13 protein-coding genes are annotated in these 13,172 nt (G+C 47.1%); 1 reads left to right on the top strand and 12 read right to left on the bottom strand.

Annotation, left to right across the window (positions count from 1 at the left end):
- The first annotated feature begins 37 nt into the window (after positions 1-37).
- Positions 38-220: a hypothetical protein gene (locus EDD67_RS12825; RefSeq protein WP_121438734.1), complete on the top strand. Its 183-nt coding sequence runs from the start codon at positions 38-40 to the stop codon at positions 218-220.
- Between the two features lie 531 nt (positions 221-751).
- Here EDD67_RS12825 and EDD67_RS12820 read toward each other — a convergent pair.
- From EDD67_RS12820 to ystJ, 12 genes are all read right to left on the bottom strand, one after another.
- Complete coding sequence (locus tag EDD67_RS12820; RefSeq protein WP_121440494.1) at positions 752-1,231, bottom strand: hotdog family protein; 480 nt, start codon at positions 1,229-1,231, stop codon at positions 752-754.
- A gap of 78 nt (positions 1,232-1,309) precedes the next feature.
- Positions 1,310-2,245, bottom strand: coding sequence for a malate dehydrogenase (gene mdh / locus EDD67_RS12815; RefSeq protein ID WP_093073449.1), 936 nt, complete (start codon positions 2,243-2,245; stop codon positions 1,310-1,312).
- 79 nt (positions 2,246-2,324) lie between these two features.
- Positions 2,325-3,593 carry an NADP-dependent isocitrate dehydrogenase gene (gene icd, locus EDD67_RS12810; RefSeq protein WP_121440495.1) on the bottom strand — a complete coding sequence of 423 codons (1,269 nt, stop codon included), beginning with the start codon at positions 3,591-3,593 and terminating at the stop codon, positions 2,325-2,327.
- A 131-nt stretch (positions 3,594-3,724) separates the two neighbouring features.
- Positions 3,725-4,843, bottom strand: coding sequence for a citrate synthase (gene citZ, locus EDD67_RS12805; protein ID WP_121440496.1), 1,119 nt, complete (start codon positions 4,841-4,843; stop codon positions 3,725-3,727).
- A gap of 333 nt (positions 4,844-5,176) precedes the next feature.
- Positions 5,177-5,647: a DUF441 domain-containing protein gene (locus EDD67_RS12800; protein ID WP_093073455.1), complete on the bottom strand. Its 471-nt coding sequence runs from the start codon at positions 5,645-5,647 to the stop codon at positions 5,177-5,179.
- 86 nt (positions 5,648-5,733) lie between these two features.
- Positions 5,734-6,147, bottom strand: a complete 414-nt coding sequence (locus EDD67_RS12795; protein ID WP_093073457.1) for an FxsA family protein — start codon at positions 6,145-6,147, stop codon at positions 5,734-5,736.
- A gap of 85 nt (positions 6,148-6,232) precedes the next feature.
- On the bottom strand, positions 6,233-7,987 hold the full coding sequence (gene pyk, locus EDD67_RS12790) for a pyruvate kinase (protein WP_121440557.1): 1,755 nt from the start codon (positions 7,985-7,987) through the stop codon (positions 6,233-6,235).
- 135 nt (positions 7,988-8,122) lie between these two features.
- Positions 8,123-9,082, bottom strand: a complete 960-nt coding sequence (gene pfkA, locus EDD67_RS12785; RefSeq protein WP_093073459.1) for a 6-phosphofructokinase — start codon at positions 9,080-9,082, stop codon at positions 8,123-8,125.
- A gap of 137 nt (positions 9,083-9,219) precedes the next feature.
- Positions 9,220-10,206: an acetyl-CoA carboxylase carboxyl transferase subunit alpha gene (gene accA, locus EDD67_RS12780; RefSeq protein WP_093073461.1), complete on the bottom strand. Its 987-nt coding sequence runs from the start codon at positions 10,204-10,206 to the stop codon at positions 9,220-9,222.
- A complete protein-coding gene (gene accD, locus EDD67_RS12775; protein ID WP_121440497.1) occupies positions 10,199-11,080 on the bottom strand; it encodes an acetyl-CoA carboxylase, carboxyltransferase subunit beta in 882 nt (293 codons plus the stop codon). The genes accA and accD overlap by 8 nt, the downstream gene beginning before the upstream one ends.
- Before the next feature lie 83 nt (positions 11,081-11,163).
- Positions 11,164-11,826 carry a FadR/GntR family transcriptional regulator gene (locus tag EDD67_RS12770; RefSeq protein ID WP_093073465.1) on the bottom strand — a complete coding sequence of 221 codons (663 nt, stop codon included), beginning with the start codon at positions 11,824-11,826 and terminating at the stop codon, positions 11,164-11,166.
- Positions 11,827-11,894: 68 nt separating this feature from the next.
- A complete protein-coding gene (ystJ, locus tag EDD67_RS12765; RefSeq protein WP_277872132.1) occupies positions 11,895-13,136 on the bottom strand; it encodes an NADP-dependent malic enzyme in 1,242 nt (413 codons plus the stop codon).
- Positions 13,137-13,172: the final 36 nt, after the last annotated feature.

The following is a 13,172-nucleotide window of genomic DNA, read 5'->3' as shown; positions in this document are numbered from 1 at the left end:
GCCTTTACAGGCGGGGGTTCAGAGTGTTGACAAAGTCATGACATCGTTAGATGTCATGTTAAAAGGAACGGATGACTGCGCATCGTCCGGCTTCTTTCCGCGGGCGAGCGCCGAGCCGCTTCAGGCTTATGCCTTGCAGGGTCTCGCCTGTCTCGCTATCCCGCAGGAGAAAGCCGGGATGCTGGGTCATCCTCCTTTTTTGAATGGAGTGTATTCATAAAAAAAGAAGCCATGCATCCACTCCTCCGACGCCTCCGGGAAAGCAAGGAGGCTGCTGAAAAAGTGCTGGATAAACAAAGTCGGCGTTTATTTATGAGCCGCATAGAATAAAGAATATTATGAGCCCTCCGCAAACTCGCTTGCCGCGGGCAACGCCTCAGCCTCCTCAGAAGCGAAATCGCTTCTTGTGGGGTCTCCTGCTCCTGCGGTTACTCGTCGCAAATACATTGGCAGTTGCTTTTCCCGCAGGCGTCGAGTTTGCTCCAGTCTCATAAAACTTCTCAATCTATAAGGGAGAATAAATATGCAGTCACCCAATTGGTCATCTACTTTTTCAGCAGCCTCGAAAGCAAGCGACGAAGATCCGGATTCGGCGGCCTCAGACCGCCGAATCCTAGCTGAGTCCTTGCCCGGGGCAAGCGGAGGGTAGTGGATTCATGGCTGACATAAAAATATAGTTTGTCTACAGTCTAAACCCCGCCTTTACAGGCGGGGTTTAGAGAGTCTATTAGTTTGATGTCAGCCATGCCGCCTAAAAATTTTCGAAGTTCTCAGCATCTTTTGTAACCGGCTTCCATGGATACGCCGGCCGGACGCGCACACTGCCTTCCAAAATCGTCCGGCCGTCATCGTCTGAGCCGTAAACAGAAAGGACGATAAACTCTGCTTCTTTGTTAACTTCTTCCACACGCAAAATCACATCGACGGAAGCATAATGATATAAAGGATTTGGAAATTCCAATGAGTGGCTTAATACGGCGCTGCCCGGGCCGGGCAAATGTGCAGATATCTCAGAGGAAACAATTCCTGTCAGCATTAAGTGCGGGACAATCGGTTTTTTGTAAGGTGTGCGTGCGGTGTAATCGTGCTGAATATAAACCGGATTCGCATCATCTGACAGACCGAGATACAGCAATAAATCTTTATCTTCAATCGTCTTCACCGCCCGATGCGCTTCCCCGACAGTCACTTCATCAATCGTCTTCCCGAGCTTTCGCATTTTTTGAAACATCGGCTCCCCCCTTGTTTGTCAGCGCTTTCACGGACAATCTAAAGTTCCCTGCCGCTTAAATATACGGCAGGGGAAGTCTTACAATAATTTCATCACATTTTTTACACTGTCCGCTGACTTATCGAGCGCTTGCTTTTCTTCTTCATTTAAGTCCAGTTCCATCACTTTCTCAATCCCGTCTCCGCCAAGAACGACCGGTACACCGAGATACATGTCCTGATAACCGAACTCGCCTTCCAAGTAAGCAATCGCCGGCAGGATTCTCTTTTTGTCTTTTAAAATCGCTTCAACCATTTTTACAATCGATGCTGCCGGAGCATAGTAAGCACTTCCGCTGCCAAGCAGGTTGACGATTTCGCCGCCGCCTTTGCGGGTTCGTTCAACGATTTCTTCCAAACGGTCAGGAGAAATCAGTTTCTCCAGCGGAATGCCGCCGGCAAAACTGTACCTGAGCATCGGCACCATGTCGTCGCCGTGTCCCCCAAGGACAAAACCGGTTACATCTTCAACCGATACACCGAGCTCTTCGGCAACAAACGTGTTAAACCTCGCTGTATCAAGCACACCGGATTGACCGATGACACGGTTTTTCGGGAAGCCTGATTCTTTATAGACTGAATACGTCATCGCATCGACCGGATTCGTCAAAACAAGGATGTAACAATCCGGCGAGTGTTTTACAATCTCTTTCGTGACACTTTTCATGATCTTCGCGTTTGTCGCAATTAAATCATCACGGCTCATCCCCGGTTTTCGGGGAATACCTGCTGTAATCACAACGATATCAGACCCGGCTGTATCAGCGTAATCGGAAGTGCCGGTAATATTTGCATCAAATCCTTGGACCGGGCTGGCTTCAAGCATATCAAGAGCTTTTCCTTTCGTCGGATCTTCCATATCCGGAATATCGACAAGAACAACGTCGCCTAATTCTTTTTGCGCGGTCATTAAAGCGGTCGTCGTTCCTGTGAATCCGCCGCCGACGACGGTAATTTTTCTGCGATTAATTGGCATATTGATCCCGACCTTTCGATTTTAGTTTACTAGCAAGACAGAGCGAAATCTTTCTGCCTTGCAGGAAATCCGCTTACTGTTAAAGATTTTTTATCAGGGCATCTCCGAATTCAGAGCATTTCACTTCTGTTGCGCCGTCCATTTGCCGAGCAAAATCATACGTGACAGTTTTACTTCCAATCGTTTTGTCCATTGAATTTTCAATCATATCGGCCGCTTCGCCCCAGCCGAGGTGACGCAGCATCAATACACCTGAGAGCAATACAGATGAAGGATTGACTTTATCCTGGCCTGCATACTTCGGCGCCGTTCCGTGCGTTGCTTCAAAAATAGCATGACCGCTGTCGTAGTTAATGTTGGCCCCCGGTGCAATACCAATACCGCCGACTTGCGCAGCAAGAGCATCGGAAATATAGTCACCGTTCAAGTTCATCGTTGCAACGACATCGAACTCTTTCGGACGCAGGAGGATTTGTTGCAAGAAAATGTCTGCAATCGCATCTTTAACGACAATCTTTCCTTCGGATACCGCTTTGTCCTCTGCTGCGTTCGCGGCATCTTTGCCTTCAGCTTCGACAATTCGGTCGTATTCCGCCCAGGTAAAGACTTTATCGCCGAATTCTTTTTCCGCCAGTTCGTATCCCCAATTTTTAAATGCGCCTTCGGTGAACTTCATGATGTTGCCTTTATGAACGAGCGTGACACTTTTGCGGCCTTCGTCCAGCGCGTATTGAATCGCCGCCCGCACAAGGCGGTGAGTTCCCTCTTCAGAAACCGGCTTGATTCCGATTCCGGATGTTTCCGGGAAGCGGATTTTATCCGCGCCCATTTCGTTTTGGAGAAAATCGATCACTCTTTTCGCTTCCGGCGTTCCTTTTTCATATTCAATGCCGGCATAAATATCTTCTGAGTTTTCCCGAAAAATAACCATATCTGTATCTTCAGGGTGTTTTACCGGGGACGGCACACCGCTGAACCACCGCACCGGACGCACACAAGTATACAGGTCGAGTTCTTGACGAAGCGCAACATTCAGCGACCGAAAGCCTCCGCCGATCGGCGTAGTTAACGGACCTTTAATAGCAATAAAGTAATTGCGGATCGTTTCCAATGTTTCATCCGGCAGCCAATCGCCTGTTTTATCCTTCGCTTTTTGCCCAGCGTAAACTTCTGTCCAATGGATCTTTTTTTCCCCGTCATACGCCTTTTCTACAGCTGCTTCAATGACGCGGGAAGCGGCCTGCCAAATGTCCGGTCCGATCCCGTCCCCTTCGATATACGGAATGATCGGTTCATTCGGTACGTTTAATACTCCGTTATTAATTGAAATTTTTTCTCCTGCCATAATAAAACCTCCCAGTTTATCAATTGTTGCTTATTTTACAGATACAATTATACATGCTGAAACTGCCGAAGGATTTTTCCATCGGCTTTTTCAGTCTATTACAAAGCAAATTTCTTTGCGCAAACACTCACTCGTTACGGCCGCTCATCAATCGGAATCCAGTCCTGCTTATCGGCACCGACATATTCAGCGCGCGGACGAATTAAGCGATTGTTTTCGTATTGTTCAAGAATGTGTGCGATCCAGCCGGATACGCGGCTGACAGCAAAGATCGGTGTGAAGATATCATGATCGATCCCTAAACTGTGATAAACCGAAGCTGAATAAAAGTCCACATTTGGCAGCAGCCCTTTTTCATTCGTAACGATTTCATCAATTTTAACACTCATATCATACCATTTAGATTCGCCTGTAATCTCTGTAAGCTGACGCGACATTTCACGCAAGTGTTTCGCGCGGGGATCGCCGTTTTTATACACTCGATGTCCAAAACCCATGATTTTAACTTTACGGTTAAGGGCATCTTTGATGTATGATTCCGCATGTTCAAGTGAACCGATCTCGGAAAGCATCGCCATTACCTGTTCATTAGCGCCGCCGTGCAACGGGCCCTTCAATGCTCCAATAGCAGACGTCACCCCGGAATAAATGTCCGAGAGGGTGGCTACACAGACACGTGCGGTAAATGTCGAAGCATTCAATTCGTGATCCGCGTGCAGAACTAATGCTTTATTGAACGCTTTTTCGGACGTTTCATCCGGTTCTTCGCCGTTGAGCATATACAAAAAGTTTCCCGCAAAACTTAAGTCTTCTTTCGGTGCAACCGGCTCTTTTCCTTTGCGGATTCGTGCAAATGCTGTCACAATCGTCGCCATTTGTGCTTGAAGTTTCAATGCTTTTCGCCGGTTGGCCTCTTCATCCTGCTGATCCGCTTCGTCATCAAAAAGCGCCAGATTGGAGACTGCGGTTCGAAGCGCCGCCATCGGATGAACGTCTCCGATCGGAATAGTTTTTAATTGGTTTAACACTTCATCCGGAACGGAAGAGACTGCGGTTAAATCTTTTTTAAACGTATTCAGTTCTGTTTCATTCGGCAACTTGCCATTCCAAAGGAGGTAAATCACTTCTTCAAAACTTGCGTAATTTGCCAAATCATCGATGTTGTATCCTCTGTACGTCAAAACATCATCAATAATCGAACTGACACTCGACGTCGTAGCTACAACACCCTCTAATCCTTTTGTTTGACTCATGCTACCTCTCCTTTGCAGAAAATATCAGGGTGAACCTTAGACACTGAAGTTGCTACCGCTCCATTACCCGAAAAAAAAGCTGAATACACATTCATTTCAAGTAATCATTATATTTTGCAAATATGATTTCGTTCACATATATGCTCATCAGCATTTGCTGACTGCGGAAACGAGAAAGCGGTTTCGAAACACTTCAGCCAAAAAATTAAATGACAGCCTGTTATGTAGAGCGAATCATTTGGTTCTCATTATATCATTTTTCACATTTTTGTGAACGAAAAATTTGCAAAGAAGCAAATATTCCGATTAATCAGAAAAGGCCGGGCGGAGCGCTCATCCGAAGAAGGATGAGGTGACTTCCACAATCCGCATCGCTAAATAGGCGATCCCTGCTCCGATTACCGGTCCGACAGCAACCCCTCCGAAGACGGCGACGGCCAATATCGTTCCAAACACAAGCGCAACGGTGATATGCGGGTCATTTTGCATTAAATTGATTCCGTTAGCTGCAATAACTGCGACAAAAATCCCGGAGCCAAGCGCAATCCAGGCATAAGAAGACTTTAAAGCCTCCTGCAGATCACGAAACCCGATCTCGCCTGTTACAATCGGAACCAAAACAGCGATCGTGATGATCGTTACGCCAATATGAATACCGTTTTTTTGCGCAAACGGGAGGATTTTATCCCCTAACCCGACCCACTTCACGGTGAGCAGAAAAACGACTGCAATCATAAGTGATTGATTTTTAGCAATAATGCCGACACCGAGTAATACAAGCATAAACAATGTACTGCCAGCCATATCTTCTCTACTTCCTTCCTTGCCTGATTTTTTCTTTCATTGAAAATGGCGGGGTTATGCTGATTATCAGCCCCGCCATCACCTTATTATCGTCTTTGGTTCCATGCATTGCGCGACACGTATACCATCTGGCCATTGCGCATCAGCTTTTCAAACAGACGCTTAAGAAACCCTTTGAAAACAGCTCTCGTTTGCGGAATGAGCAATAAAAAACCGATCGCGTCGGTGATAAATCCCGGCGTTAAAAGAACGACACCGCCGACGAGAATGCATATGCCGTCTAACAGGACACTGCCGGGAACTTGGCCTTGTGATGCCTGCAGCTGAGCTGTTCGGAGCGCATTCAATCCTTCTTTTTTCGCTAAGGCCGCGCCTAAGACACCTGTTAATATAATAAGCAAGATCGTCGGTATGACACCGATCGTATTCCCTGACAAAATTAAAACACCGATTTCAAGTGCCGGTACGATAATCAGCAGCAACAAAAATATTTTTCCCATATCGATCTTCCTTTCCTCGCACTGCAGATCAGTCTCATAAAAAAAGAGAAGGGATGAATTCCCTTCTCTTCATCTGCTTATTCTATTATAGAATAGATGCTTCACCTTTGTAAATCTTTCCTTGCTGGGCATCAACGGTAATCGATTCTCCGTCCTCAAACAGATCGGTTGCGTTCTCCACTCCGACAATAACGGGAATGCCCAAGTTCAATCCGACCACTGCCGCATGTGAAGTAAGGCCGCCTTGTTCTGTAATAACAGCCGACGCCTTTTCAAACGCCTCCATCATATCTTTATCTGTCACAGGCGTGATTAAAATATCGCCTTGATTTGTTTTTCTCACTGCTTCAGCGCCGTTTTTAGCCACTGTAACCCGGCCGGCTTTTGATTTGCGGCCGATGCCTTGTCCTTGTGCGGCAACTTCGCCGACAATTTGAACTTTCATCAAGTTCGTCGTGCCGGATTCTCCGATCGGTACACCGGCGGTAATGACAACGAGATCACCGTTTGAAACAAGACCGGATTTTTTCGCTTCATCGACAGAAATTCGGAGCATTTCATCGGTTGATTCAACTGCTGAGCCGATTTGCGGATAAACGCCCCATACAAGCGACAACGTCCGGTTCACATGCTCGTCTGTAGTAATCGCGACGATCGGACACTCCGGGCGGTATTTCGAAATCATTCGCGCCGTATGCCCGCTTTGCGTTGCTGTGACAATCGCAGATGCTTTCAAGTTCAACGCTGTGTGGGACACGGATTGGCTGATCGCATCGGTCACTGTTGTTTCAATTTCTTTCGAACGCTTACGCAGGATGTCGCGGTATTTCAGCGCTGTTTCCGTTTTTAAAGCGATCCCTGCCATTGTTTGAACGGAAGCAAGAGGGTATTCGCCGGCTGCTGTTTCACCCGAGAGCATGATCGCATCTGTACCGTCAAAAATGGCATTCGCAACGTCGCTTGCTTCGGCGCGGGTCGGACGCGGGTTCCATTGCATCGAATCAAGCATTTGCGTTGCTGTAATAACAGGTTTCCCTAGTTTATTGCATTGTTTGATCAAATCTTTTTGTACAAGCGGAACATCTTCAGCTGGAATTTCTACGCCTAAATCTCCCCGTGCGACCATTAAACCGTCGGAAACTTCGAGAATTTCGACGATATTGTCCACGCCTTCTTGATTTTCAATCTTAGGGATAATTTGAATGTGCTCGGCGTTATGCTTTTCCAGCAATTCACGAATCTCCAGAACGTCAGATGCGCGGCGAACAAAGGATGCTGCGATAAAGTCGACACCCTGCTCGATTCCGAATACGATATCATTGGCATCTTTGTCGGTAATTCCCGGAAGATTTACACTGACATTCGGTACGTTGACGCCTTTTTTATTTTTCAGCGTGCCGCTGTTAACAACTTCGGTAACAAGCTCATTTTCTTCGATTGCCGTGACTTCCAGCTCGATTAAGCCGTCGTCCAACAAAAGTTTTGACCCGACGTGCACATCGTTAATCAAACCTGGGTAAGTAACGGATATTTTGTCTTCATTGCCGACAACTTCTTCCATTGAGACGCGGACAGTCTTGCCCATTTCCAGATCAACTGCGCCGGCTTCTAATGTTTGCGTGCGGATTTCCGGTCCTTTCGTATCAAGCAGCAAGGCGACGGTTTTGCCGGCTTTTGCCGCAGCTTCACGAATGCCGTCAATGCGTGCCTTATGCTCATCATAATCGCCGTGCGAGAAATTCAGTCTCGCTACGTTCATTCCGGATTCAATCAGCTGCGTCAAAATTTCCGGTGATTCGCTGGCCGGTCCGATAGTTGATACAATTTTTGTTTTTCTCATTGTCATATTAGTATCCTCCTCTTTCTCAATACGCTGACATGTGCAGACATGCCTTACATCGTTTCCAAACGAAAGCCAGGACAAGGTTTTGCCCCAGCTTTATTTCTCTTCAGAGATTGCTCTGCCCTGCTTCAGTTAAATAGACAGCTCTTTTGACAGCTGATAGAGGCTTTCGTCAATTGAGCGAGGCATTGACAGTGCGTGATCAATATCGTCATATACAATGTCGTTGCTGACAATCCCGACAACTTTGCCGGAATCTCCGGCGAGAATCAAATCCACGGCCTTTGCACCGAGGCGGCTCGCTAAAACACGGTCGCGGGCTGTCGGCGATCCGCCGCGCTGGATATGTCCCAGCACAGTCACGCGAGTTTCTAAATTCGTTTTTTCTTGAATTTCTTTTCCGATATCAACACCGGAGCCGACACCTTCAGCGACGACAATAATACTGTGTTTTTTCCCGCGGTCGTGCCCGCGTCTGAGCCGCTTCACAATATCTGACATGCTGTCATCAATTTCCGGAATCATAATCGTTTCCGCTCCGTCTGCAAGCCCGGCCCAAAGCGCAAGGTCGCCGGCATCGCGGCCCATGACTTCAATCACATACGTCCGTTCATGCGATGTAGCCGTATCACGGATTTTGTCAATCGCTTCGATCACCGTGTTTAAAGCTGTATCGAAACCGATTGTGAAATCTGTATAGGCGATATCATTGTCGATCGTCCCCGGTACACCGATTGCCGGATAACCGCGGTTGGATAATGCTTTCGCACCTTGGAAAGATCCGTCTCCGCCGATCACGATCAGCCCTTCAATACCGAATTTTTCGAGCTGTTCGATCCCTTTTTTCTGACCTTCTTCCGTCTTAAACTCTTCACAGCGGGCTGTGTAAAGCATCGTACCGCCGCGATGGATAATATCGCCGACCGCTCCGACATCCAGCTTATGAATATCTCCGTTGATTAAGCCGGCAAACCCGTAATAAATACCGTAAACTTCAACGCCGTGGTAGATCGCTTTGCGAACAACAGCGCGAATCGCAGCATTCATTCCCGGAGAATCGCCTCCGCTCGTTAATACACCAATTCGTTTCATAGGAATTTCTCACCTCGTTTATTTACTTCATTCAATAGTGCATAAGTGCGTCACATGAGTTTAAAATAACACTTTCCCCGCTTAAAAACAATAGAGGCATGACCGTTTCAAACCTCGCCTCGGCTGCTGCGGTGAACTTACGTTTCCTCACCGCCGGGATTGGCATCGTTTACATAGCCATAGTCGCCGATGGCATTAAATTTTATGAAACGTTTGTGAACGAGCTCTTCAGGTGACTCTTTGTTCAAATCATAGATCGCCTGCTTGAGCGTATTTCGAATGTAAGACGTTTGAGCTTCCAAGTTTCTGTGCGCGCCGCCGCGAATTTCCGGAATAACATCATCAATAATTCCGAGTTCTTTTAAATCAGGCGCGGTAATTTTCATCGTTTCTGCTGCTTCTTGCGCATGAGCGGCGTCTTTCCATAAAATAGTCGCTGCCCCTTCCGGTGAAATAACAGAATATGTTGCATTTTCCAACATGTAAATCCGGTCGGCAACCCCTAGGGCCAGCGCGCCTCCGCTTCCTCCTTCACCGATAACAATCGAAACAACCGGAACTTTAAACCCGGACATCTCCAGCAAATTTCTCGCGATCGCTTCACTTTGTCCCCGCTCTTCGGCTTCCTTCCCGGGGAACGCCCCTTTCGTATCGATAAAACAAATGATTGGACGGCCGAATTTTTCCGCCTGTTTCATGAGCCTTAAAGCTTTTCGATAACCTTCCGGGTGAGGCATGCCGAAATTCCGGCGAATATTCTCTTTCGTATCTTTGCCCCGCTGGTGGCCGATCACCGTTACCGGCTGATTGTCAAACGCAGCGACACCGCCGACAATCGCCTCGTCATCTCCATAAAGCCGGTCGCCGCGGAATTCCATGAAATCTGTAAACAGACCTTTGATATAGTCGAGTGTCGTCGGACGCTGCGTATGCCGGGCCAGTTGCACACGATCCCACGGAGCCATATTTCCATAAATATCTTCTTCCAGCTGCACGAGACGCCGCTCAAGTTTTGTAATTTCCCCGGACAAGTCAATATCCTTCTCGTTTGTGAACGATTTTAATTCTGCGATTTTATTGCGAAGTTCAATAATCGGCTTTTCAAACGGCATTTCTTCAGGCATCATCTTCACCTTCTTTTTTCTTTGCTTGCGGTGCATTGTGTAATTTTAAGAGCGTTAAAAGTGTTTTTTTCAGTTCATGACGGTGAACGACTTGATCAAGCTGACCGTGCTCTAATAGAAATTCTGCTGATTGAAAGTCATCCGGAAGCTGTTCACGGATTGTTTGTTCGATAATCCTGCGTCCGGCAAACCCTATCAAAGCTTGCGGCTCCGCCAGGTTCACATCGCCAAGCGAGGCAAAGCTCGCGGAAACGCCGCCTGTTGTCGGGTGAGTCATCACACTTATAAAGAGCAGACCTTTTTCATGCAGCCGGTTTAAAGATGTGCTCGTCTTTGCCATTTGCATCAAGCTGACAACACCTTCTTGCATTCTCGCGCCGCCGGAAGCTGAAAACAAAATAAAAGGAACTTCCTCCTCAATCGCACAGTCAATCGCCCGGCTGATTTTTTCACCGACAACCGATCCCATGCTGCCCATACGAAATCCGGCGTCCATGACGGCTATAACAGCTTTATATCCTCCGATTGTCCCGTATCCGGTTCGGATCGCTTCATTCATACCCGTAGACTGCCGGTCTTTTTCGGATTTTTCTTTGTATCCCGGAAATGTCAAAGGATCCTGAGAGATCATCCCTTCATTAAACTCCGTAAAACTGTTCTCATCAAGCGTGTACTTAAGCCGGAGTGTCGAGCCGATGCGATGATGATGACCGCAATGATCACACACGAACATATTCTGATTAAGCTCTTTTGTATACATTATCGTTTTACATTCGGGGCACTTTGTCATCAAGCCGGCAGGCACATCTTTCTTACCTTTTTCTGACGGTATCGTCGTATAATGCCTTTTTCTTGAAAAGATATCTCTAATCATTGTTTCACCTCTTCGTTGTAAAAACTCATAGATATTATTTTAATTCAGTGATCGATCCTGCGCCAGCCATGCTCTTAACAAAATTAAAACTGACTGTTCGATAAGTGGCGCTGCAGTGCAGAAACGGCCGTATCTTCCTGATTGCGAAAGATAGCGTGCACGATTTCTTCATGCTCATACAGCGCCTGTTCAATCCGGCCTTCACGTTCTAACGAAGCTTTTAAGGCCACTTTACTATATTCAAGCAGCGGGCGCCAAATATTGATTAACAGGCGATTCCCGCTCGTTTCGACTAATGCTTTATGAAATTGATAATCTTCTTCATACGGGATCACATTGTCCGCCATTTTCTCAAAAGATTGAGCAACAATTTCAGCTAAGCCTTGTTTTTGTTCCTCTGTTGCCCTTGAGCAGCCGAGCCTCACTGCTTCTGTTTCAATCACACGTCTCGTTTCTGTTACGTCTTTGCGGGCCTTCGGGTCGCGCAGAAAAAAATTTGCCAAAAGCTCAATTAATTGCTGACTGTTTGCTGCCTTAATAAATGTCCCTTCACCTTTGCGGGTTTCGATTAAGTCAAGCAGTTCCAGTGCGCGGAGCGCTTCTCTTACCGACGACCTTCCCGCTTGCAGACGTTCGGCCAGCTCTCTTTCCGAGGGGAGTTTATCTCCAGGCGCCAGTTCATCGTGATTAATGATTCGGTCAATTTCTTTGACGATGTTTAAGTATACTTTCCCTTCAGTTGACAAATGATGCAACCTCCTTGTTTTAAATGAAAACGGGCAGCTGTGTTTGATCACACAGCCGCCCGTGATAATCAGGCGTCTTCATCAATCATCGTCAGCTGCTCACAATTGCGCCGAACATTGTCGGGATCCACTTTTTTTCTCGCTACTCCGGTTTCCATCGCTGCGATCGCTACTTGACGAGCCACTTCTGGCGCTACGCGTTTATCGAACGGTCCGGGAATTACATAGTCAGGATCAACGTCCTTTTCTGCGATTAACCCTGCAATAGCTTTTACGGCCGCTACTTTCATCTCTTCATTTATATGTGTCGCTGATACATCGAGGGCTCCGCGAAAGATCCCCGGAAATGCCAACACATTGTTTACTTGGTTAGGAAAATCGGAACGTCCGGTACCGATCACACTTGCACCGGCCGCTTTCGCTTCTTCCGGCATAATTTCCGGCACCGGATTTGCCATCGCAAAAATAATCGGATTTTCATTCATCCGTTCGATCATCTCTTTAGTTAACGCGCCTTCGACTGAGACGCCGATAAAAACATCCGTCTCACCGATCACTTCTTCAAGCGTACCTGCTTTTTTCTCTAGATTCGTTTTCAGCGCAATGTTATGTTTCAAGTCGTTCATCCCGAACGGGCGCCCCTCATAAATCGCGCCTTTCGAATCGCAGAGAATCACCGATTTGCACCCCATGCTCATCAATAAATTAATGATCGCAATACCGGCAGCTCCTGCGCCGTTCACGACAACTTTCGTTTCTGCAAGTGTTTTTCCGGAAAGCTTCAGCGCATTTAAGAGGCCTGCAGCCGTGACAATTGCTGTACCGTGCTGATCATCGTGAAAAACAGGGATGTTCATTTCCCGTTTCAGCCGCTCTTCAATTTCAAAACATTTCGGAGCTGCAATGTCCTCAAGGTTAATTCCCCCGAATGTCGGTTCCATTAATTTAACGGTTTCGACAATCGTATTGACGTCATTTGAATTTAGACAGACAGGAAAAGCATCGACGCCGGCAAACGATTTAAATAACACTGCTTTACCTTCCATAACGGGCATCGCTGCTTCCGGTCCAATGTTCCCCAATCCGAGAACTGCTGTTCCATCGCTGACGACCCCGACCATATTGCCTTTAACGGTATAATCGTACACGGTCTGCGGATCTTCAAAAATTTCTTTACAAGGTTCAGCCACCCCAGGAGAATAAGCTAAAGACAAATCCTCCTTGTTCCGTACCGGCACTTTCGGTTTTGTTTCAATTTTCCCCTTTTTTTCCCGATGCATATGCAGCGCCTCTTCCCGCAATGTAGCCACGAGCAACACTCTCCTTTGTAATTTTCGAAGTGGTCA

This window comes from Salisediminibacterium halotolerans, assembly GCF_003814815.1.
GTDB lineage: Bacteria > Bacillota > Bacilli > Bacillales > Salisediminibacteriaceae > Salisediminibacterium > Salisediminibacterium halotolerans.
This window is presented reverse-complemented; position numbering and strand designations above follow the sequence as displayed.

Excerpts from the sequence above, each read along its gene's own strand:
- pfkA (WP_093073459.1), bottom strand. The coding sequence starts at position 9,082 with ATGAAACGAATTGGTGTATTAACGAGCGGAGGCGATTCTCCGGGAATG.
- EDD67_RS12795 (WP_093073457.1), bottom strand. The coding sequence starts at position 6,147 with ATGGGAAAAATATTTTTGTTGCTGCTGATTATCGTACCGGCACTTGAA.
- EDD67_RS12820 (WP_121440494.1), bottom strand. The coding sequence starts at position 1,231 with ATGTTTCAAAAAATGCGAAAGCTCGGGAAGACGATTGATGAAGTGACT.
- pyk (WP_121440557.1), bottom strand. The coding sequence starts at position 7,987 with ATGAGAAAAACAAAAATTGTATCAACTATCGGACCGGCCAGCGAATCA.
- EDD67_RS12800 (WP_093073455.1), bottom strand. The coding sequence starts at position 5,647 with ATGGCTGGCAGTACATTGTTTATGCTTGTATTACTCGGTGTCGGCATT.
- accD (WP_121440497.1), bottom strand. The coding sequence starts at position 11,080 with ATGATTAGAGATATCTTTTCAAGAAAAAGGCATTATACGACGATACCG.
- EDD67_RS12825 (WP_121438734.1), top strand. The coding sequence starts at position 38 with ATGACATCGTTAGATGTCATGTTAAAAGGAACGGATGACTGCGCATCG.
- accA (WP_093073461.1), bottom strand. The coding sequence starts at position 10,206 with ATGCCTGAAGAAATGCCGTTTGAAAAGCCGATTATTGAACTTCGCAAT.
- citZ (WP_121440496.1), bottom strand. The coding sequence starts at position 4,843 with ATGAGTCAAACAAAAGGATTAGAGGGTGTTGTAGCTACGACGTCGAGT.
- mdh (WP_093073449.1), bottom strand. The coding sequence starts at position 2,245 with ATGCCAATTAATCGCAGAAAAATTACCGTCGTCGGCGGCGGATTCACA.